Source organism: Pseudomonas pharyngis, assembly GCF_021602345.1.
GTDB classification, from domain to species: Bacteria; Pseudomonadota; Gammaproteobacteria; order Pseudomonadales; family Pseudomonadaceae; genus Aquipseudomonas; species Aquipseudomonas pharyngis.
On record NZ_BQID01000007.1, the window covers coordinates 304,292 to 325,489 of the forward strand.

The window sequence follows — 21,198 nt, forward strand, 5'->3', positions numbered from 1 at the left end:
ACCCCGCCGTTTTCACGGCGGGGCATTTTCATTGCGCTGGAGCTGCGGGGTGATTAAACGCCCGAAGCCTTCGCAGCGGCCACGTCTTTGATGGACAGCTTGATACGGCCGCGGTTGTCCACGTCCAGTACCAGCACTTCCACTTCCTGGCCTTCTTTCAGGATGTCGGTCACTTTCTCTACGCGAGCGTCGCTCAGCATCGAGATGTGAACCAGACCGTCCTTGCCCGGCAGGATGTTGACGAATGCGCCGAAGTCGACGATGCGCTCAACCTTGCCGACGTAGATCTTGCCGATCTCGGCCTCTGCGGTGATACCCAGAACGCGCTGACGTGCTGCTTCAGCCGCTTCCTTGGTTTCGCCGAAGATCTTGATCGAGCCGTCGTCTTCGATGTCGATCGAAGCCTTGGTTTCTTCGCAGATCGCACGGATGGTCGCGCCACCCTTACCGATAACGTCACGGATCTTGTCGGTGTCGATCTTCATCGCGATCATGGTCGGAGCGTTGGCCGACAGTTCGGTACGCGACTGGCCGATGATCTGGTTCATCTGGCCGAGGATGTTCAGGCGCGCTTCCAGGGCTTGGCCCAGAGCGATTTCCATGATCTCTTCGGTGATGCCCTTGATCTTGATGTCCATCTGCAGCGCGGTCACACCTTTGGCGGTACCGGCTACTTTGAAGTCCATGTCGCCCAGGTGGTCTTCGTCACCCAGGATGTCGGTCAGGACGGCGAACTTCTCGCCTTCTTTAACCAGACCCATGGCGATACCGGCAACCGGTGCCTTCATCGGAACACCAGCGTCCATCAGGGCCAGGGAAGCGCCGCAAACGGAAGCCATCGAGCTCGAACCGTTGGATTCGGTGATTTCCGATACCACACGGATGGTGTACGGGAACACGTCAGCGGCAGGCAGCATGGCCGAAACCGAACGACGGGCCAGACGGCCGTGACCGATTTCGCGACGACCGGCGCCACCCATGCGACCACACTCGCCCACCGAGAACGGAGGGAAGTTGTAGTGCAGCATGAACGGGTCTTTTTTCTCGCCTTCCAGGGTATCCAGCAGTTGCGCGTCACGGGCGGTGCCCAGCGTCGCGACAACCAGAGCCTGGGTTTCGCCACGGGTGAACAGTGCCGAACCGTGAGTCTTCGGCAGAACGCCGACTTCGATGTTCAGCGGACGTACGGTGCGGGTGTCGCGACCGTCGATACGTGGCTTGCCGTTAACGATGTTTTCGCGAACGGTGCGGTATTCGATTTCACCGAAAGCGGCTTTGACGTCGGCAGCCGAAGGCTGGCCTTCTTCACCGGAAAGCTTGGCCACAACCTGGTCACGCAGCTCGCCCAGACGCGCGTAACGGTCGGCCTTGATGGTGATGGTGTAAGCCTGGGAGATCGCTTCGCCGAACTCGGAACGGATAGCGGCCAGCAGCTCGGTGGCTTCTGGAGCAGGTGCCCAGGTCCAGGTTGGCTTGGCAGCTTCGGCAGCCAGTTCCTTAACGGCGTTGATCACGACCTGGAATTCGTCGTGAGCAAACAGTACTGCGCCCAGCATCTGGTCTTCGGTCAGCTCTTTGGCTTCCGATTCAACCATCAGTACGGCGTCCGAAGTACCGGCAACGACCATGTCCAGGCTCGAGGCAGCCTGCTGCTCGTAGGTCGGGTTCAGCAGGTAGCCGGTGCTTTCGTGGAAAGCAACGCGAGCGGCGCCGATCGGGCCGTCGAACGGAATGCCGGAGATCGCCAGGGCAGCCGAGGTACCGATCATCGCAGCGATGTCCGGATCGGTCTTCTTGCTGGTGGAAACGACGGTGCAGACAACCTGCACTTCGTTCATGAAACCTTCCGGGAACAGTGGACGGATCGGACGGTCGATCAGTCGGGAAGTCAGGGTTTCTTTCTCGGAAGGACGGCCTTCACGCTTGAAGAAACCGCCAGGGATCTTACCGGCAGCGTAAGTCTTTTCCTGGTAGTGAACGGACAGAGGGAAGAAGCCCTTGCCCGGATCGGCTTGTTTGGCACCGACTACGGTCACCAATACGCTGACGTCGTCGTCAACGGTGACCAATACTGCGCCGGAGGCCTGACGGGCGATACGGCCAGTCTCGAGGGTAACGGTCGACTGACCGAACTGGAATTTTTTGATTACCGGGTTCACGGTGTCCTACCTTCTTTGTGGCTCTTGGGGGAACTGGTTTCTTGCGAAATTCTTGGGCAATGCCGGGAATCGGCCCGACGCCTGTCCAGGGTAAAACGTGTATCCAGATAAAACTTGAGGCTGGGAGCCTGCCGGACGCCGGCGGAAACCCGCTGACGTCTGACAGACAACCAACCTCATAGCGCAATCGCTGATTAGCGACGCAGACCCAGGCGAGCGATCAGAGCGCTGTAACGGCTCACGTCCTTGCCTTTCAGGTAGTCCAGCAGCTTGCGACGCTGGTTAACCATGCGGATCAGACCACGACGGGAGTGGTGGTCTTTACCGTTGGCCTTGAAGTGACCTTGCAGTTTGTTGATGTTGGCGGTCAGCAGTGCAACTTGCACTTCTGGCGAACCAGTGTCACCAACAGCTTGCTGGTAGTCGGCAACGATTTGAGCTTTTTCTTGAACGTCGAGAGCCATGAGGCAATCCTTTTATCAGGAAACTGTTTCAAAAACAGTTTCAACAGGCCAGGGACAAATCCCTGTATCTATAAATGAGTAGTGACCGTGCCTGTTGACAGCCACACTCGCCGGCCTGCTGTTACACAGACCGGTTTCCGGTCATTCTGACCGAATCAGTCGACGCGGCGCGATGCGCCCGTCTTCGCTCACTTCACCGATACCGATGAAGCGACCGTTGTGATCCTGTACCCGCACCATGCCGAACTTCGGAGCATCCGGGGCACGTACCGGCTGGCCATTGAGCCAGTAGAACGCGCTCGCTTCCGAGAACTGCAGCAGCGGCCAATCCTGCAGACCGCTGTCCGATGGCATCAGGAAGCGGTCGACCGCTTCGTTGCCGCCTTCGGCATGTACCGCTTCCAGCTCTTCGAGGGTCACGGTCTGCGCCAGGGTGAAAGGCCCGGCCTGGGTACGACGCAATTCAGCGACGTACGCACCACAACCGAGTTGCTCACCGATATCCTCCACCAGGGTGCGAATATAGGTGCCCTTGCTGCAATCCACCGCGAGTCGCGCAGTATCGCCTTCGAAGGCCAGCAATTCCAAGCGCGCAATAGTAACAGAACGCGGTTCGCGCTCCACTACTTCGCCTGCACGGGCCAACTTGTACAGCGGCTGGCCATCACGCTTGAGAGCGGAGTACATCGGCGGTATCTGACTGATTTGGCCGCGAAATTTCGGCAGAACCGCTTCAATGTCGGCCTGACCAACGGTCACCGGGCGCTCCTGCAAAACCTCACCCTCGGCGTCCGCCGTGGTGGTGGTCTTGCCCAGTTGCGCCAGGGTTTCGTAACCCTTGTCGGAATCGAGCAGGTACTGCGAGAACTTGGTCGCCTCGCCAAAGCACAGCGGCAGAACGCCGGTGGCCAGAGGATCGAGACTGCCGGTATGACCGGCCTTCTCGGCGTTGAGCAGCCAGCGAACCTTCTGCAACGCGGCGTTGGAGGTGAACCCCAACGGCTTGTCGAGCAGGATGATGCCGCTGACGTTACGACGGATACGTTTGACCTGAGCCACCGAGTTACTCCTTGGTGTCTTCGGGTTCTGCCGCAGCCACGTGCTGATTGTCCTCAGCCACAGCGCGCTCGATCAGGGCCGACAGGTGCGCACCCCGCACGACGCTTTCGTCGTAGTGGAAGTGCAATTGCGGCACGCTGCGCAGCTTCATTTCGCGGGCCAGCTGCATGCGCAGGAAACCGGCGGCAGCGTTGAGCACCTTGATGCTTTGCGCGATGTCTTCGGCGTTGTCCTGCCCCATCACGGTAATGAAGATCTTCGCGTGACCGACGTCACGGCTGACTTCCACAGCGGTAATGGTGACCAGGCCGACGCGCGGGTCTTTGACTTCACGACGGATCAGCTGGGCCAGCTCACGCTGCATCTGATCGCCGATACGTTGGGTACGGCTGTATTCTTTTGCCATGATTTGTTACCTGTTACTGCCCTGCGGTGAAACCCGCAAGGTCTGAAAGCGGCAAACGCCCGGCCTGACAAAAGCCAGACCGGGCGTTGCGTTTAGAGTCCTGACGCCGTGCCGCGCACTTGCATGCGGCGGCCCGACGTGGCCCTTGAAGTGCGCGAGTCAGAGGCTGCGAGCAACCTGAACCTTCTCGAAGACTTCGATCTTGTCGCCGACTTTGACGTCGTTGTAGCTCTTCACGCCGATACCGCATTCCATGCCGGCACGTACTTCGGAAGCGTCATCCTTGAAGCGGCGCAGGGATTCCAGCTCGCCTTCGAAGATCACGATGTCTTCACGCAGTACACGGATCGGACGGTTACGGTGCACAACACCTTCAATCACCATGCAACCAGCGATCGCGCCAAACTTCGGCGAACGGAACACGTCACGGACTTCGGCCACACCGAGGATGTTCTCGCGAACGTCGCTGCCAAGCATACCGGTCAGGGCTTTCTTGACGTCTTCGATGATGTCGTAGATCACGTTGTAGTAACGCATGTCCAGACCTTCCTGCTCGACGATCTTCCGTGCGCCGGCATCGGCACGCACGTTGAAGCCGAACAGTACAGCGTTGGAAGCCAGTGCCAGGTTGGCGTCGGATTCTGTGATACCACCGACACCGCCACCGACCACGCGCACTTGCACTTCGTCGTTGCCCAGGCCGTTGAGAGCGCCCTGCAAGGCTTCCAGCGAACCACGGACGTCGGATTTGAGGACGATGTTGAGCGTCTTCTTCTCTTCCTGGCCCATGCTTTCGAAGATGTTTTCCAGCTTGCCGGCGTGAGCGCGAGCCAGTTTGACTTCGCGGAACTTGCCTTGACGGAACAGAGCCACTTCACGGGCTTTCTTCTCGTCGGCAACCACGCTCATTTCGTCGCCGGCGTCAGGCGTACCGTCCAGGCCGAGGATCTCGACCGGAATGGCCGGACCCGCTTCCTTGATCGGCTTGCCGTTCTCGTCGAGCATGGCGCGCACGCGGCCATAGTTCGAGCCGACCAGCACCATGTCGCCTTGACGCAGCGTACCGTCCTGAACCAGAACGGTCGCCACCGGGCCACGGCCCTTGTCGAGACGCGATTCAACCACGACACCGCGGCCAGGAGCCGAAGGAGTGGCGGTCAGCTCGAGAACTTCAGCCTGCAGCAATACAGCTTCAAGCAGCTCGTCGACGCCGGTACCCATCTTCGCGGAGACCGGAACGAATGGAGTGTCACCACCCCAGTCTTCAGAGGTCACGCCGTGAGCCGACAGTTCGCTGCGGATGCGATCGAGATCAGCACCCGGCTTGTCGATCTTGTTCACCGCAACCACCAACGGAACGCCAGCAGCAACAGCGTGCTGAACGGCTTCGATGGTTTGTGGCATCACGCCGTCGTCCGCCGCAACCACCAGGATCACGATGTCGGTCGCCTTGGCACCACGGGCACGCATGGCGGTAAACGCGGCGTGACCAGGGGTGTCGAGGAAGGTGACCATGCCGCGTTCGGTTTCAACGTGGTATGCACCGATGTGCTGGGTGATACCGCCGGCTTCGCCAGCAGCTACCTTGGCACGACGGATGTAGTCGAGCAGCGAGGTCTTACCGTGGTCAACGTGACCCATTACGGTCACGACCGGCGCACGAGGAACCGCTTCACCTTCGAACTTCAGGGACTCGGCCAGGGAATCTTCCAGGGCGGTGTCGCTGACCAGGGTCACTTTGTGGCCCAGTTCTTCTGCGACCAGCTGGGCAGTTTCCTGATCCAGTACCTGGTTGATGGTGGCCGGGGTGCCCAGCTTGAACATGAACTTGATGATTTCGGCAGCCTTGACCGACATCTGCTGGGCGAGATCGCCAACAGTGATGGTTTCGCCGATCTTCACTTCACGCACGACAGGGCCGGTCGGGCTCTGGAAACCGTGGGCGTTGCGTTTCTTCAGCTTGGCCTTGCCGCGACCGCCGCGACGGAAGCCATCGCTCTCTTCGTCGGTAGTGCGTGGCGCCACACGTGGAGCCGGAGCCTTTTCCTTGACCGATGCGCGATGCGGAGCGTTTTTGCGCTCGCCATCACCACCGCCACGACGGTTGTTGTCGTCAGCACGTGGTTTGTCCGGACGGCGCTGTTCGTCACGCTTGCGAGTGTCGGCAGCTGGCGCAGCAGCCACAACCGGCGCAGCTTCGCGCACTGGTTCGGCCACTGGCGCAGGGGCAGCGACGGCTTCGGCAGGAGCGGACGGCGCAGCAGGCTGGCGACGCGCTTCTTCTTCGGCGCGCACGCGGGCTTCTTCTTCAGCCTTCTGACGGGCAGCATTTTCTACTGCGCGACGTTCATCCAGTTCACGCTTGCGCTCGGCTTCGATTTCTTCCGGGCTACGCTGTACGAAAACTTTCTTCTTGCGGACTTCAACGCTGATGCTTTTGCTGCCAGCCACACGCAGGGTGCTGGTGGTTTTACGCTGCAGCGTGATCTTGCGTGGCTCTTCCACTTTCGCCTTGTGGCTGCTTTTCAAGTGGGTCAGCAGGGATTGCTTCTCACTGTCAGTCACATTTTCTTCGGCGGCGGTGTGCGGCAGACCTGCCTCACGCATCTGCTGCAACAGGCGCTCTACCGGTGTTTTGACCTCATCGGCCAGTTGTTTCACCGTGACTTGCGTCATGCACTTCTCTCCTCAGGCCGCGCCTAATTACTCGAACCAGTGGGCTCGGGCGGCCATGATCAACTTGCCGGCACGATCATCGTCAATGCCGTCGATGTCGAGCAGATCGTCAATAGACTGCTCGGCCAGGTCTTCGCGGGTAATTACGCCGCGCACCGCCAGTTCCATCGCCAAATCCTTGTCCATACCCTCAAGCGAGAGCAGGTCTTCGGCCGGATGGGCGTCTGCCAGCTTTTCCTCAGTAGCGATGGCTTTGGTCAACAAGCGATCCTTGGCACGAGCGCGAAGCTCGTTGACGATGTCCTCGTCAAAGCCGTCGATGTTGAGCATTTCTTCCAACGGTACGTAGGCAATCTCTTCCAGGCTGGTGAAGCCTTCGTCTACCAGCACCTGAGCCAGTTCTTCGTCGACTTCCAGCTCGTCGATGAAGTTGCGCAGGATGTCGCCGGTTTCCGCTTGTTGCTTAGCCTGGATGTCCGATTCAGTCATCACGTTCAGGGTCCAGCCAGTCAGCTGGCTCGCCAGACGCACGTTCTGACCACCACGACCGATGGCCTGAGCCAGATTGTCTGCGCCAACGGCGATGTCCATGGCATGGGCATCTTCGTCAACGATGATGGCCGCCACTTCTGCCGGCGACATGGCATTGATCACGAACTGTGCCGGGTTGTCGTCCCACAGGACGATATCGACACGCTCGCCACCCAACTCGCCCGACACGGCCTGGACGCGCGAACCGCGCATACCGATGCACGCGCCTTGCGGGTCGATGCGTTTGTCCTTGGAGCGGACAGCGATCTTGGCACGCGAACCCGGATCACGGGAGGCGGCCATGACTTCGATCAGACCTTCAGCGATTTCCGGCACTTCGATACGGAACAGCTCGATCAGCATTTCCGGCGCGGTACGCGACAGGATCAACTGAGGGCCGCGGTTCTCGGTGCGGATTTCCTTGAGCAGCGCACGCAGACGCACGCCAACACGGAAGGTTTCGCGAGAGATGATGTCTTCACGGGCCAGCAACGCTTCAGCGTTATTACCCAGGTCGACGATCACGTTGTCGCGGGTCACTTTCTTCACGGTGCCGGAGATGATTTCTCCCAGGCGCTCGCGATAAGCGTCAACCACTTGAGCGCGCTCGGCTTCGCGCACTTTCTGCACGATGACCTGTTTGGCGGTCTGCGCAGCGATGCGGCCGAACTCGATGGACTCGATCTTTTCTTCAACGACGTCGCCAACCTTGGCGCCAGGGTGCGTTTCAGCAACCTTGCTCGGCCAGGTTTCGATGGCCGGATCATCGAGATCATTCTCTTCGACGACCGTCCAGCGACGGAAAGTTTCGTAAGAACCGGTGTGGCGGTTGATTTCCACACGCAGATCAACTTCGTCTTCAAAACGCTTTTTGGTAGCAGTGGCCAGAGCCAGCTCCAGCGCTTCAAAAATTACGCTTGCCGGTACACCCTTTTCATTGGATACCGACTCAACAACCAGCAGTACTTCTTTGCTCATCGTACGCCTCGCCTTTCGCAAGCCATTGGATCCGCGGGATCCGCGTCTCAGTCAAAACTGGGAATAATGTTGGCCTTGTCGATCATATCGATCGGCAACAGGAACTCATGGTCATCTACCTGCACCACGACGTCCTGTTCTTCTACACCGCGCAGAAGGCCCTGAAAGTTGCGTCGACCTTCAAAAGGCGAGCGCAGCTTGATCTTCACTTGTTCACCGACATATTTGGCAAACTGCTCAAGAGTGAACAGTGGGCGTTCCATGCCTGGCGAGGAAACTTCAAGGGTGTATTCAACGGAGATCGGATCTTCAACATCCAGCACACCGCTGATCTGACGGCTGACGATGGCACAATCGTCCACCAGTACGCCGCCTTCCTTATCGATATAAACGCGCAACATTGAGTGGCGACCTTGAGCCGAAAACTCAATACCCCAGCATTCATAGCCTAGGGCCACGACCACCGGGGCCAGCAAGGCCTGCAACTCTTCTAGCTTGCTCGACACCTGAACCCCCTCGTGCATGTATGTGCATGCTATGCAAAATAAAAAAATGGGCGAAACGCCCATCCTTGAAACGCCGTCGAACAGCGGCGTTGAAAGTGTCCAGCTAACAAAAAGCCCCTTAAAAGGGGCTCCTTAAACTGGTTGCGGGGGCCGGATTTGAACCGACGACCTTCGGGTTATGAGCCCGACGAGCTACCAGACTGCTCCACCCCGCGACAAAGCTGGGGCGGAAGTATACGACCGATCCCTTTTAGGGTCAATGTAACCTTCCACCTGCAAGAAAGCCCGCAACAGCGGGCTCTCCTGACTAATTGGTACCGAGAAGGGGACTCGAACCCCTACACCCTATGGGCACAACCACCTCAAGGTTGCGTGTCTACCAATTCCACCACCTCGGCAATACTACGTTTGAAACCCTTCTTACTTCTGCTCTTGAGCTGGAGGTACGTCAGTCGCTGGAGTAGCCGACTTTTGCTCTTGAAGCACCGGGACATCATCAGAAGCCGGTTGTTGCTTTGGAACTTCCAACACTGCCGGGTTTGGCAAACCTGCTTGAGTCAGCTGATGAGCCTTCTCTTTAGCAAAGTATCCTAACCCCAAGCTGGTTATGAAGAAACCGGCGGCAAGTATAGCAGTAAACTTACTAAGAAAGGTAGAGGAACCTTGGCTTCCGAACACAGTATTTGAAGCACCTGCTCCGAAAGACGCGCCAGCGTCCGCACCTTTACCCTGCTGCAGCAAAACCAGAGCAACTACGCCCAATGCACCCAGCAGATGAAAAACGACTACGACTGTTTCCAGCATTTTTTCAGTTTCCCGCGGCGCGACAAATCGCACCGAACTCATCTGCATTCAGGGAAGCTCCACCAATGAGCCCCCCATCGATATCCGGCATGCCGAACAGTTCGACCGCATTGGCCGCCTTCACGCTGCCGCCGTATAGAAGCCGCACACCTCGTGCCACTTCAGAATTCTCTGCCGCCAACTGCTCGCGAATGGCTTTATGCACATCCTGAGCCTGTTGCGGCGTTGCAGTCAGCCCGGTACCAATCGCCCAGACCGGCTCGTAAGCGATCACTGCGTTGGCAAAAGCACCGACACCCAGCTCCTCGATGATACTGCCCAGCTGACGCCCGACAACCTCAAGAGTCTTTCCGGCTTCGCGCTGCTCCAGGGTCTCCCCTACACACAACACCGGAATCAAGCCACATGCCTGTGCCGCTGCGAACTTGCGATTCAGCATTCCGTCTCGCTCACCCATGATCTGGCGGCGTTCGGAGTGCCCGACAAGCACCAGGGAACAACCTGCATCCACCAACTGACTCGGCGCAATCTCGCCCGTCAATGCACCTTGCATGGATTCCACCGCAGAATTCTGCGCACCGACCGAAATCGATTTGCCTTTCAAGCCATCAATCACTTGATTGATATACAAGCAAGGCGGGAATACCGCGACATCAACACCGCTTGGCAAGGCCAGATGACGAAGGCCGTTGATCAGCTCAGCGACGCTGGCGCGGGTACCGTGCATCTTCCAGTTACCAGCTACCATAGGGCGACGCATGCTGTACCTCGTCGGTCAAAGTGGGCGCAGATGTTACCCAACACAATCATGGCTGGCAAGCCGAATCAGGCAGAAACTTCAGTTACCAGTTTTGCCAGTTCTTCGGCATAGCCACGAACCTGGATTTCGTCCTCGCCTTCGACCATCACACGTACCAGAGGCTCTGTCCCGGACTTGCGCAAAAGCACACGCCCGCGCCCCGCCATAGCCTGGGTTACGCGTGCGCTCGCCTCCTTGACAGCCGGGTGCTCCAGCGGGCTGTCGCCACCGCCGAAGCGCACGTTGATCAGCACTTGAGGACACTTACGCAGGGCCTGACGAGTTTGCGCCAGACCTTCGTTGCGTGTTTTCAATGCCATCAGCACCTGCAACGCCGCAATGATCGCATCGCCAGTCGTCGTGTGGTTGAAGCAAACGACATGTCCGGAGTTCTCGCCCCCGACCAGCCAATCGCGCTCCAGCAATTCAGCAATCACATAGCGGTCGCCGACATTTGCACGCACAAAAGGAATACCCAGATCCGCCAGAGCCAACTCCAGGCCCAGATTGCTCATCAGCGTACCGACCACACCGCCCTGCAATTTGCCTCGCTCATACAGATCGCGCGCGATGATGAAAATCAGCTCGTCACCATCGACTATCGCCCCGGTGTGGTCGACCATCAGCACCCGATCACCATCACCATCGAAGGCGATACCCAGATCCGCATGCTCGGACAACACCGCCGCCTGCAATTGCCCCATGTGCGTGGAGCCACAGTTGTCGTTGATATTCAGACCATTGGGCTGCGCGGACAGAACCACAACTTCGGCACCCAACTCACGGAATACGCTCGGCGCGACCTTGTAGGTAGCTCCGTGCGCGCAGTCGATGACAATCTTCAGTCCGGAAAAACTGGTGCCGGTCGGCACAGAGCTCTTGCAAAACTCGATATAGCGACCGGACGCATCATTGATTCGCGACACCTTGCCAATCTTGCTCGACTCCACAACAGTCATTGGCGTATCGAGCAATTCCTCGATCATCAGTTCCAACTCATCGGGCAGCTTGGTGCCCTTGCCGGAGAAAAACTTGATGCCGTTATCGTCATGCGGATTGTGCGATGCACTGATCACGATTCCGGCCTCAGCCTGGAATGTACGCGACAGGTAGGCGATGGCCGGAGTCGGCATCGGACCGAGCAGCATTACATCGGCGCCCGCCGATGTCAGGCCAGCCTCAAGTGCCGATTCGAACATGTAGCCGGAAATTCGCGTGTCCTTGCCGACCAGCACCTTGCAGGCACCCATCTTGCGAAAGGCCATACCGGCAGCCCAGCCGAGCTTGAGCATGAAGTCCGGAGTGATCGGGTATTCCCCGACGCGACCACGAATCCCGTCGGTACCAAAATATTTCTTGCTCATAAGTGCTCCATCATTCTTATTCGGCTGATTCCACGGCTGCGAGCATTCGCACCACGTCCACCGTTTCCGCCACATCATGGACGCGCAATATACGCGCGCCTTTCACCGATGCCAGTGCAGCCAGTGCCAAACCGCCATACAGACGCTCACCCACGGGGCGATTCAATGCATGGCCGATCATGCTTTTGCGCGAAACGCCCACCAATAGCGGCCGCCCCAACGCATGCAGGGCTTCCATATGCTTGAACAAGCTTAGATTGTGCTGCAGGGTTTTGGCGAAGCCGAAGCCCGGATCAAGAATGATCCGCTCGGCCGGAATGCCTGCCTCCTCGCACTGAACCATGCGTTCGGCAAGAAACTCACCCACTTCCCGGGTGACATCCTGATAACGCGGATCATCCTGCATATCGCCAGGCTCGCCGAGCATGTGCATCAGGCACACGGGCAATCCCGTGGCCGCCGCCGCATCAAGCGCGCCATCCCGCCGTAGCGAACGAACGTCGTTGATCAAGCCAGCACCCAAACGCGCTGTTTCGCGCATGACCGCCGGAGTGGACGTATCGACCGATATGACCACATCCAGTTCGCGATTGATAAGCTCGACGACGGGAGCGACACGTTCCAGCTCCTCCAACGGAGAAACCGCCCGCGCGCCCGGGCGGGTCGACTCGCCGCCCACATCGATCAGCGTTGCACCCGCCGCAACCATGGCTTCGGCATGACGCAAGGCCGCGTCGAGCTGGCTGTATCGGCCACCGTCGGAAAAAGAATCAGGAGTGACATTGAGAATGCCCATGACATGCGTCCGGGCCAAATCAAGAACCCGGTTGCCGCAAGGCAACCGGGTCAGGGACTGTACAGAAGTCATTTCAAACCTTAAACGTCGGCAGCCGGACCGCCAATCGGTGTTTCCGGACGCTCGCCCTGAATGACAGGCGGTGTGCCAGTACCGGTGCCGCCCGACCAATCGCGAGGCTCGCGAGGTGTACGACCAGCCATGATGTCGTCGATCTGCTCGGCATCGATCGTCTCGTACTTCATCAGTGCATCCGCCATGGCATCGAGCTTGTCGCGGTTGTCCGTGAGGATCTGTTTGGCCGTGCCGTAGCACTGATCGATGATGCTGCGTACTTCAGAGTCGATCAGCTTGGCTGTCTCACCGGAGAAGCTGGCATTCTGACCGCCACCGCCGCGACCGAGGAATACTTCCCCCTCTTCTTCGGCGTACATCAACGGACCGAGTTTTTCCGACAGACCCCACTTGGTCACCATGTTCCGCGCAATCTGACTCGCACGCATGATGTCGTTGGAAGCACCAGTCGTCACACCGTCAAAGCCCAAAGTCATCTCTTCAGCAATACGGCCGCCGTACAGCGAGCAGATCTGACTGATCAGCGCACGCTTGGACAGGCTGTAACGATCCTCTTCCGGCAGAAACATGGTCACACCCAACGCACGACCGCGAGGGATGATCGACACCTTGTAGACCGGATCATGCTCGGGCACGACGCGACCGACAATGGCGTGGCCTGCTTCGTGATAAGCGGTGTTCTGCTTTTCCTTCTCGGACATGACCATGGATTTGCGCTCGGCGCCCATCATGATCTTGTCTTTGGCCAGTTCGAATTCTTTCATTTCGACGATGCGCTTACCGGCACGGGCAGCGAACAGCGAAGCCTCGTTGACCAGGTTCGCCAGGTCGGCGCCGGAGAAACCCGGAGTACCACGTGCGATAACAGCCGGAGCAACATCATCACCCATTGGCACTTTACGCATGTGAACCTTGAGGATCTGCTCGCGACCACGGATGTCCGGCAAGCCGACCACCACCTGACGGTCGAAACGACCCGGACGCAGCAAAGCAGGGTCCAGCACGTCAGGACGGTTAGTCGCGGCGATGACGATGATGCCGTCGTTCATTTCGAAACCGTCCATCTCCACCAGTAACTGGTTGAGAGTCTGCTCGCGCTCGTCGTGACCGCCGCCCATACCGGCGCCACGATGGCGACCAACGGCGTCAATCTCGTCGATGAAGATGATGCATGGTGCGTGTTTCTTGGCCTGTTCGAACATGTCACGAACGCGGCTGGCACCGACACCGACGAACATTTCGACGAAGTCGGAACCGGAAATGGTGAAGAACGGAACCTTGGCTTCGCCGGCAATCGCCTTGGCCAGCAAGGTTTTACCGGTACCCGGAGGACCAACCATCAGCACGCCGCGAGGAATGCGGCCGCCCAGGCGCTGGAACTTGCCCGGATCACGGAGGAACTCGACCAGTTCGCCCACTTCTTCCTTGGCTTCGTCGCAACCGGCAACGTCAGCCAGTGTGGTTTTCACCTGATCTTCGGACAGCAGACGCGCCTTGCTCTTGCCGAAGCTCATCGGCCCGCCCTTGCCGCCAGCGCCGCCCTGCATCTGGCGCATGAAGAACATGAACACCGCGATGATCACCAGGATCGGGAAGCTGGCTACCAGAAGCTGGGTCCAGATACTTTGCTGCTCAGGCTGCTTGCCTTCGACCACAACGTGGTTGTCGACCAGGTCGCCGATCAAGCCATTGTCCTGGATTGCCGGACGAATGGTCTTGAAGCTGTCGCCATCGTTGCGCTTGCCGGTAATCACGTAGCCGTCGACGGCCACGCGCTCGACCTTGCCATCCTTGACCTGCTGGATGAAGTCGGAATAGTTGAGGGTCTGCGGCTCGTTAGGGCTGGAGAAGTTGTTCATCACCGTCACCAGGACTGCCGCGATGATCAACCACAGGATCAGATTCTTTGCCATATCGTTCAATTAACTACCCTCTGAAGCAAGCTCCGCTACTGGCGCGCGCTTCGCATGATATTCACCGGCCTAACTTACTACATTACCTACAGCTCTGGCAGGCGCCGTCTGTAACCCTTTGTGAAACACTTTCTACACAATATTCGCTTATGCGCGCGGGGCGAAATACGAAAAACCTATCACCCCGCCAAAAAACCTCGTTTTACTCGCTACGACCGCGGTAGCCCCATGCCAGCATATATTGCTCACGAGAGCTGCCACGAGAGGAGTCCGGCTTGATCATCTGGATCTTGTCGAACTTCTTGCGAGCATCCTTCAGGTAGACATCGAACCCTTCGCCCTGAAAAATCTTGATCACAAAATTGCCACCCGGCTTGAGTATCCGTTCCGCCAGATCAAGCGCCAGCTCGCAAAGGAACATGGCTTTTGGCATGTCCACTTCAGGCGTACCACTCATATTGGGGGCCATATCGGAAATCACAAGGTCCACCTGCGAATTACCCACAGCCTCAAGGATTTGAGCGAGCACTGCATCCTCGGTGAAGTCACCCTGGATGAAAGTCACGTCCGGGATGCTGTCCATTTCCAGGATGTCCGAGGCGATCAGTCGCCCCTGACCACCGATCAGCCGGCTGGTGACCTGCGACCAGCCGCCAGGCGCCGCGCCCAGGTCGACGACGTTCATGCCCGGACGGATCAGTTTGTATTTCTCCTGGATCTCCAGAAGCTTGTAACTCGCACGCGAGCGGTAGCCATCCTTCTGCGCTTGCTTCACATAGGGATCATTGACATGTCTTTTCAGCCAACCAAGGCTTGTCTTGGAACGCGCCATTGGGCACCTCGTTGATTAGGGTCGTGATTAATTGGGCGGATCCACGAGCCCTCGGGTAAAATGGCCGCCATTTTACAGAATCCAGACGAAAGGGTCAGATTATGCCGCTCACTCCAGAGCAGAAGAAACAGTACAAATCCATTGGTCACCACCTGAAACCAGTTCTGACTGTGGCTGACAACGGTTTGACTGAGGGTGTTTTAGCCGAACTCGAACGCGCATTGGCAGATCACGAGCTGATCAAGATCAAGCTCAACATCCTCGATCGCGAGGCGCGCCTGGCGTCCGTTGCAGAGCTGTGCAAGACCGGCAAGGCCGATCTGGTTCAAGTCATCGGCAAGATGGCACTGATTTACCGCAAGAACTTCAGCGTCAACAAGCAGCTGTCGAACGTCCATCGCTTCAAGTGATGGCAAGGGTCAAGGGTGTGCTTCGCGCACCCTGCCACTCCATCCCGGCACCGGCTGCAATACCAGCACCAACCCGGAAAAACCCAACACAAGAAAGCTGAACACCTGCCAGCGCTGCGCATCCGGCCAGCCGACACGCACTGCGACAAACATCGCACACGCATACAACGCCATCAGCAATACCTGCCCGCGAAAATCCCGCCATAGACTGGCAATGCCCTCGGCCTGTACCAGCACCAAAGCCTGAAATATCACGCACGCGACGGCAAAACCCACTACCGCCACTTCAAACGTACTTGCAACCTCATCGATCAGCAGCGGAGCCAGGCCAATCTGACCCAGCACCGGCCGCAGACCGAGGTGTACCAGCCACAGGCCACCGACCCACAACATCTGGGCCAGTTGCCAGAGCATCGCGCCCGCACGCAACGGGCGCCCACCCTCAGATGTGACGGACTTCGACAATCTCGTACTCGATATCGCCACCTGGCGTTTTCACGACGACCGTATCGCCCTCTTCCTTGGCAATCAAGGCGCGGGCGATTGGCGAACCTACCGAAATCTTGCCGAGCTTGATGTCCGCTTCGTCCTCACCCACGATCTGGTAAGTGACGCTTTCATCAGTCTCGACGTTGGCGATTTCGACGGTGGTGCCGAAAATCACTTTGCCGGTGTGCGGAATGGTCGTCACATCAATGATCACCGCGTTCTGCAGACGACCTTCGATATCACGGATCCGTGCCTCGACCATGCCTTGCTGTTCGCGGGCGGCATGGTATTCAGCGTTTTCCTTCAAGTCACCCAACTCGCGGGCCGTACCGATGTCCTGGCTGAGCTTCGGACGGACGACCTTGGTCAGGTGAGCATGCTCTTCTTCCAGGGCCTTGGAGCCCTGGACGGTCATTGGGTATTTATTCATGCCTTCAATCCTGCGTGTAGATCCTGCAAGCGGCGTACAGTCTTCTCGGGACCGAACTTCAGCGCTTCACAGATAGCTTCGCCAGCAGCAATGGTGGTGGTGCAGTAAATCTTGTGCTGCAAGGCGTTACGGCGAATGGAATAGGAATCGGCGATCGACTGGCGACCTTCGGTGGTGTTGATGATCAGAGTGACTTCGTCATTCTTGATCATGTCGACCACATGCGGACGACCCTCGGTCACCTTGTTCACGCGACGCACTTTCAGACCTGCGGCTTCGATCAGCTTGGCAGTGCCGGCAGTGGCGACGACTTCGAAGCCCAAGTTGATCAGATCACGAGCCACGCCTGCAACCAGCGGCTTGTCATCGTCACGCACGCTGATGAATGCGGTACCGCCGGTCGGCAGCACTTCGCTGGCGCCCATCTGGGCTTTGGCAAAGGCTTCGCCGAAGGTGTCGCCGACGCCCATCACTTCACCAGTGGACTTCATCTCAGGGCCGAGGATCGGGTCAACGCCAGGGAATTTGGCGAACGGGAACACCGCCTCTTTCACGCTGTAGAAGTTCGGAATGATTTCCTTGGTGAAGCCGATTTCCTTCAGGGTTTTACCGGCCATCACACGAGCCGCGACCATGGCCAGGGAAATCCCGATGCACTTGGACACGAAAGGCACGGTACGGGAAGCGCGCGGGTTGACTTCGATGACGTAGATGTCTTCGCCTTGCAGCGCCAACTGAACGTTCATCAGGCCGACTACACCCAGTTCCAGGGCCATTTTTTTGACCTGTTCGCGCATTTCGTCCTGGATGTGCGCCGGCAGCGAATACGGCGGCAGCGAGCACGCGGAGTCACCGGAGTGAACGCCCGCCTGTTCGATGTGCTGCATGATCGCGCCGATCACGACGTCCTTGCCGTCGCAGACCGCATCCACGTCCATCTCGATGGCGCAGTTGAGGAAGTGGTCGAGCAGCACCGGGCTGTCGTTCGACACTTGAACCGCGTCACGCAGGTAACGCTTGAGTTCTTCTTCCTTGTAGACGATTTCCATCGCCCGACCGCCCAGTACGTAGGACGGACGCACCACCAGCGGGTAACCGATCTTCGCGGCAGCGCGAACAGCTTCGTCTTCGCTGCGCACGGTGGCGTTTGGCGGCTGACGCAGGTTCAGGCGCTCGACCATTTGCTGGAAGCGCTCACGGTCTTCGGCGCGGTCGATGGCATCAGGGCTGGTGCCGATGATCGGCACGCCGGCTGCTTCCAGGGCGCGAGCCAGCTTCAGAGGCGTCTGGCCGCCGTACTGGACGATCACGCCTTTCGGCTTCTCGACGCGGCAGATTTCCAGGACGTCTTCCAGGGTCACCGGCTCGAAGTACAGACGGTCGGAAGTGTCGTAGTCAGTGGAAACGGTTTCCGGGTTGCAGTTGACCATGATGGTCTCGTAACCGTCATCGCGCAGCGCCAGTGCCGCGTGAACGCAGCAGTAGTCGAACTCGATGCCCTGACCGATACGGTTCGGGCCACCGCCGAGGATGATGATCTTGTCGCGACCGGACGGCGCGGCTTCACATTCTTCCTCGTAGGTCGAATACAGGTAGGCGGTGTCGGTGGCGAACTCGGCCGCGCAGGTGTCGACGCGCTTGTAGACCGGGAACACTTCCAACTTGTGGCGGTGAGTGCGCAGGTTCTTCTCGGTGACGCCCAGCAGCTTGGCCAGACGCTGGTCGGAGAAACCTTTGCGCTTGAGCTTATACATCAGATCGCGGTCGATAGCGGACAGACCGAGGGTCTTGACCTTCTCTTCGTCCTTGATCAGATCTTCGATCTGCACCAGGAACCACGGATCGATCATGTTCATGCCGAAGATTTCTTCGACGGTCATGCCGGCGCGGAAGGCGTCCGCCACGTACCAGATACGCTCGGCGCCCGGCACGGTCAGCTCGCGCTTGAGCACGCTCATGCTTTCCGGGTTGCTCAGGTCGACTTTCTCGTCCAGACCGCAAACACCCACTTCCAGACCGCGCAGGGCTTTCTGCAGGGATTCCTGGAACGTACGGCCGATGGCCATGACTTCACCGACCGACTTCATCTGAGTGGTCAGGCGCGCGTCAGCGTTGGCGAACTTCTCGAACGCGAAGCGCGGCAGCTTGGTCACGACGTAGTCGATGGACGGCTCGAAGGACGCCGGGGTACGGCCGCCGGTGATGTCGTTCTGCAGTTCGTCGAGGGTGTAACCGACGGCCAGCTTGGCCGCGATCTTGGCGATCGGGAAACCGGTGGCTTTCGAGGCCAGAGCCGACGAGCGGGATACACGCGGGTTCATCTCGATCACGACCATGCGGCCGGTGTCCGGGCAGATACCGAACTGAACGTTGGAACCACCGGTCTCGACGCCGATCTCGCGCAGTACCGCCAGCGAGGCGTTACGCAGGATCTGGTATTCCTTGTCGGTCAGGGTCTGAGCTGGAGCAACGGTGATCGAGTCACCGGTGTGCACGCCCATCGGGTCGAAGTTTTCGATCGAGCAGACGATGATGCAGTTGTCCTTTTTGTCGCGAACAACTTCCATTTCATATTCTTTCCAGCCGATCAGGGATTCGTCGATCAGCAGCTCTTTGGTTGGCGACAGGTCCAGACCACGGGCGCAGATTTCTTCGAACTCTTCACGGTTGTAAGCGATACCGCCACCAGTGCCGCCCATGGTGAAGGACGGACGGATGATGCACGGGAAGCCCAGGCGCTCGAGCACCGCGTTGGCTTCTTCCATGCTGTGGGCGATACCCGAACGCGGGCATTCCAGGCCGATGGCTTTCATCGCCTTGTCGAAACGCGAGCGGTCTTCAGCCTTGTCGATGGTGTCGGCGTTGGCACCGATCATCTCTACGCCGAACTTTTCCAGAACACCTTCGCGCTCCAGGTCCAGGGCGCAGTTCAGAGCAGTCTGGCCGCCCATGGTTGGCAGCACTGCATCCGGACGCTCTTTTTCGATGATCTTGGCAACGGTTTGCCATTTGATCGGCTCGATGTAGGTGGCGTCGGCCATGTCCGGGTCGGTCATGATGGTGGCCGGGTTGGAGTTCACCAGGATGACGCGGTAACCCTCTTCGCGCAGGGCTTTACAGGCCTGGGCGCCGGAGTAGTCGAATTCGCAGGCCTGGCCGATAACGATCGGGCCAGCGCCGAGAATCAGGATGCTTTTAATGTCTGTACGTTTTGGCATGGGTTTGTCACTCAAATCCGCAGGTCAGTCGGCAAGCCGTCTTGATCGATTTCTGAAGTCCCGAGGGGGCCGCCGGTTCCGGGGCCGCCCTCGAGGGGCTTCTCGCTACAGTCTCAAGGCGAGCGCTTAGCGTCGCTTGGCCATCTCGTTGATGAAGCGGTCAAACAGGGGGGCCACATCGTTCGGGCCCGGGCTCGCTTCAGGGTGACCCTGGAAGCTGAACGCGCTCTTGTCGGTACGCTCGATGCCTTGCAGGGTGCCGTCGAACAGCGATTTATGGATCGCGCGGACGTTGGCTGGCAGGGTCGCTTCGTCAACCGCGAAACCGTGGTTCTGGCTGGTGATCATCACGACGCCAGTGTCCAGATCCTGAACCGGGTGGTTGGCACCGTGGTGGCCGTGGCCCATTTTCAGGGTCTTGGCGCCAGAGGCCAGAGCCAGCAGCTGGTGACCGAGGCAGATGCCGAAGACCGGAATTTCGGTTTCCAGCACTTCCTTGATGGCCTTGATCGCGTAGTCGCAAGGCTCCGGGTCACCAGGGCCGTTGGACAGGAACACGCCGTCCGGCTTCAGTGCGAGCACGTCGGCAGCCGGGGTTTGCGCCGGAACCACGGTCACGCGGCAACCGCGCTCGACCAGCATGCGCAGGATGTTGACCTTGACGCCGTAGTCGTAGGCAACCACGTGATATGGCAGCTCGGAGGCTTCGATGGTCGCATGGCTGTCGGTTTTCAGATCCCAGACAGTGGAGCGCCATTCGTATTGGGTCTTGGTGCTGACGACTTTCGCCAGGTCCATGCCCTTCAGGCCCGGGAAGCCTTGCGCAGCGGCGATGGCCGCCTCTTCGGAAATGTTGTCGCCGGCCATGATGCAGCCGTTCTGTGCGCCTTTTTCACGCAGGATGCGGGTCAGGCGGCGGGTGTCGATACCGGCGATCGCCACAACATTATTGGCTTTCAGGTAATCGGACAGGGACATCGTGTTACGCCAGTTGCTCGCTACCAGCGGCAGGTCACGGATGACCAGACCAGCGGACCAGACGCGGTCGGACTCGGCGTCTTCCGGCGTCGTGCCGGTGTTGCCGATGTGCGGGTAAGTCAGGGTAACGATCTGTTGGGCGTAGGAAGGATCGGTAAGGATTTCCTGATAGCCGGTCATTGCGGTGTTGAACACCACCTCACCAACGGCCTGACCGTCGGCTCCAATGGCTTCGCCGCGAAAAATGCTGCCATCAGCAAGGGCGAGTATGGCTGGCTTAGTCAAGAAGACCTCCCGTAAATAACGCATGA

18 protein-coding genes and 2 tRNA genes are annotated in these 21,198 nt (G+C 58.7%); 1 reads left to right on the plus strand and 19 read right to left on the minus strand.

Features of this window, described 5'->3' with window-relative positions:
• Window positions 1-53 precede the first annotated feature (53 nt).
• The 15 genes from pnp to rlmE form a co-directional block, all read right to left on the minus strand.
• Window positions 54-2,159 carry a polyribonucleotide nucleotidyltransferase gene (gene pnp, locus L6D74_RS16865; protein ID WP_011332410.1) on the minus strand — a complete coding sequence of 702 codons (2,106 nt, stop codon included), beginning with the start codon at window positions 2,157-2,159 and terminating at the stop codon, window positions 54-56.
• Between the two features lie 194 nt (window positions 2,160-2,353).
• Complete coding sequence (gene rpsO, locus L6D74_RS16870; protein ID WP_011332409.1) at window positions 2,354-2,623, minus strand: 30S ribosomal protein S15; 270 nt, start codon at window positions 2,621-2,623, stop codon at window positions 2,354-2,356.
• A gap of 141 nt (window positions 2,624-2,764) precedes the next feature.
• Entirely contained in the window at window positions 2,765-3,682 is a 918-nt protein-coding gene (gene truB, locus L6D74_RS16875; RefSeq protein WP_007953739.1) for a tRNA pseudouridine(55) synthase TruB, read from the minus strand.
• 4 nt (window positions 3,683-3,686) lie between these two features.
• Complete coding sequence (gene rbfA, locus L6D74_RS16880; protein WP_007953741.1) at window positions 3,687-4,088, minus strand: 30S ribosome-binding factor RbfA; 402 nt, start codon at window positions 4,086-4,088, stop codon at window positions 3,687-3,689.
• A gap of 159 nt (window positions 4,089-4,247) precedes the next feature.
• Window positions 4,248-6,764 (minus strand): translation initiation factor IF-2, encoded by a 2,517-nt coding sequence (infB, locus tag L6D74_RS16885; protein WP_064593340.1) that lies wholly within the window; start codon window positions 6,762-6,764, stop codon window positions 4,248-4,250.
• A gap of 27 nt (window positions 6,765-6,791) precedes the next feature.
• Entirely contained in the window at window positions 6,792-8,273 is a 1,482-nt protein-coding gene (nusA, locus tag L6D74_RS16890; protein WP_003221546.1) for a transcription termination factor NusA, read from the minus strand.
• A 47-nt stretch (window positions 8,274-8,320) separates the two neighbouring features.
• On the minus strand, window positions 8,321-8,779 hold the full coding sequence (gene rimP / locus L6D74_RS16895; protein ID WP_039769696.1) for a ribosome maturation factor RimP: 459 nt from the start codon (window positions 8,777-8,779) through the stop codon (window positions 8,321-8,323).
• A 138-nt stretch (window positions 8,780-8,917) separates the two neighbouring features.
• A tRNA-Met gene (locus tag L6D74_RS16900) sits at window positions 8,918-8,994 on the minus strand.
• A 97-nt stretch (window positions 8,995-9,091) separates the two neighbouring features.
• Window positions 9,092-9,177, minus strand: a tRNA-Leu gene (locus L6D74_RS16905).
• A gap of 22 nt (window positions 9,178-9,199) precedes the next feature.
• A complete protein-coding gene (gene secG, locus L6D74_RS16910; protein ID WP_011332406.1) occupies window positions 9,200-9,583 on the minus strand; it encodes a preprotein translocase subunit SecG in 384 nt (127 codons plus the stop codon).
• Window positions 9,584-9,587: 4 nt separating this feature from the next.
• Window positions 9,588-10,343: a triose-phosphate isomerase gene (gene tpiA, locus L6D74_RS16915; protein WP_007953744.1), complete on the minus strand. Its 756-nt coding sequence runs from the start codon at window positions 10,341-10,343 to the stop codon at window positions 9,588-9,590.
• A gap of 65 nt (window positions 10,344-10,408) precedes the next feature.
• The gene (gene glmM / locus L6D74_RS16920) at window positions 10,409-11,746 is read right to left on the minus strand and encodes a phosphoglucosamine mutase (protein ID WP_236189859.1); all 1,338 of its coding nucleotides are present in this window, start codon (window positions 11,744-11,746) and stop codon (window positions 10,409-10,411) included.
• A 16-nt stretch (window positions 11,747-11,762) separates the two neighbouring features.
• On the minus strand, window positions 11,763-12,614 hold the full coding sequence (folP, locus tag L6D74_RS16925) for a dihydropteroate synthase (protein WP_236189860.1): 852 nt from the start codon (window positions 12,612-12,614) through the stop codon (window positions 11,763-11,765).
• A gap of 8 nt (window positions 12,615-12,622) precedes the next feature.
• Entirely contained in the window at window positions 12,623-14,530 is a 1,908-nt protein-coding gene (ftsH, locus tag L6D74_RS16930) for an ATP-dependent zinc metalloprotease FtsH (protein ID WP_011332403.1), read from the minus strand.
• Between the two features lie 202 nt (window positions 14,531-14,732).
• Window positions 14,733-15,362, minus strand: coding sequence for a 23S rRNA (uridine(2552)-2'-O)-methyltransferase RlmE (gene rlmE, locus L6D74_RS16935; RefSeq protein WP_007953751.1), 630 nt, complete (start codon window positions 15,360-15,362; stop codon window positions 14,733-14,735).
• Window positions 15,363-15,463: 101 nt separating this feature from the next.
• Between rlmE and L6D74_RS16940 the strand changes: the two genes are divergently transcribed.
• Window positions 15,464-15,772: a YhbY family RNA-binding protein gene (locus L6D74_RS16940; RefSeq protein WP_007953753.1), complete on the plus strand. Its 309-nt coding sequence runs from the start codon at window positions 15,464-15,466 to the stop codon at window positions 15,770-15,772.
• Between the two features lie 9 nt (window positions 15,773-15,781).
• On the opposite strand, the gene L6D74_RS16945 is transcribed toward L6D74_RS16940, so the two are convergent.
• The 4 genes from L6D74_RS16945 to carA form a co-directional block, all read right to left on the minus strand.
• Window positions 15,782-16,186 carry an MFS transporter gene (locus L6D74_RS16945; protein WP_236189874.1) on the minus strand — a complete coding sequence of 135 codons (405 nt, stop codon included), beginning with the start codon at window positions 16,184-16,186 and terminating at the stop codon, window positions 15,782-15,784.
• Window positions 16,187-16,214: 28 nt separating this feature from the next.
• Window positions 16,215-16,691 (minus strand): transcription elongation factor GreA, encoded by a 477-nt coding sequence (gene greA / locus L6D74_RS16950; RefSeq protein ID WP_007953757.1) that lies wholly within the window; start codon window positions 16,689-16,691, stop codon window positions 16,215-16,217.
• A complete protein-coding gene (carB, locus tag L6D74_RS16955; protein WP_039769162.1) occupies window positions 16,688-19,909 on the minus strand; it encodes a carbamoyl-phosphate synthase large subunit in 3,222 nt (1,073 codons plus the stop codon). The genes greA and carB overlap by 4 nt, the downstream gene beginning before the upstream one ends.
• A 126-nt stretch (window positions 19,910-20,035) precedes the next feature.
• A complete protein-coding gene (gene carA / locus L6D74_RS16960; protein ID WP_236189861.1) occupies window positions 20,036-21,172 on the minus strand; it encodes a glutamine-hydrolyzing carbamoyl-phosphate synthase small subunit in 1,137 nt (378 codons plus the stop codon).
• Window positions 21,173-21,198: the final 26 nt, after the last annotated feature.

Bases quoted from the DNA above. Each gene is read 5' to 3' on its own strand.
- nusA (WP_003221546.1), bottom strand. From the start codon at position 8,273: ATGAGCAAAGAAGTACTGCTGGTTGTTGAGTCGGTATCCAATGAAAAG.
- L6D74_RS16940 (WP_007953753.1), top strand. From the start codon at position 15,464: ATGCCGCTCACTCCAGAGCAGAAGAAACAGTACAAATCCATTGGTCAC.
- folP (WP_236189860.1), bottom strand. From the start codon at position 12,614: ATGACTTCTGTACAGTCCCTGACCCGGTTGCCTTGCGGCAACCGGGTT.
- secG (WP_011332406.1), bottom strand. From the start codon at position 9,583: ATGCTGGAAACAGTCGTAGTCGTTTTTCATCTGCTGGGTGCATTGGGC.
- greA (WP_007953757.1), bottom strand. From the start codon at position 16,691: ATGAATAAATACCCAATGACCGTCCAGGGCTCCAAGGCCCTGGAAGAA.
- infB (WP_064593340.1), bottom strand. From the start codon at position 6,764: ATGACGCAAGTCACGGTGAAACAACTGGCCGATGAGGTCAAAACACCG.
- rbfA (WP_007953741.1), bottom strand. From the start codon at position 4,088: ATGGCAAAAGAATACAGCCGTACCCAACGTATCGGCGATCAGATGCAG.
- rpsO (WP_011332409.1), bottom strand. From the start codon at position 2,623: ATGGCTCTCGACGTTCAAGAAAAAGCTCAAATCGTTGCCGACTACCAG.
- carB (WP_039769162.1), bottom strand. From the start codon at position 19,909: ATGCCAAAACGTACAGACATTAAAAGCATCCTGATTCTCGGCGCTGGC.
- glmM (WP_236189859.1), bottom strand. From the start codon at position 11,746: ATGAGCAAGAAATATTTTGGTACCGACGGGATTCGTGGTCGCGTCGGG.
- rlmE (WP_007953751.1), bottom strand. From the start codon at position 15,362: ATGGCGCGTTCCAAGACAAGCCTTGGTTGGCTGAAAAGACATGTCAAT.
- tpiA (WP_007953744.1), bottom strand. From the start codon at position 10,343: ATGCGTCGCCCTATGGTAGCTGGTAACTGGAAGATGCACGGTACCCGC.
- ftsH (WP_011332403.1), bottom strand. From the start codon at position 14,530: ATGGCAAAGAATCTGATCCTGTGGTTGATCATCGCGGCAGTCCTGGTG.
- L6D74_RS16945 (WP_236189874.1), bottom strand. From the start codon at position 16,186: ATGCTCTGGCAACTGGCCCAGATGTTGTGGGTCGGTGGCCTGTGGCTG.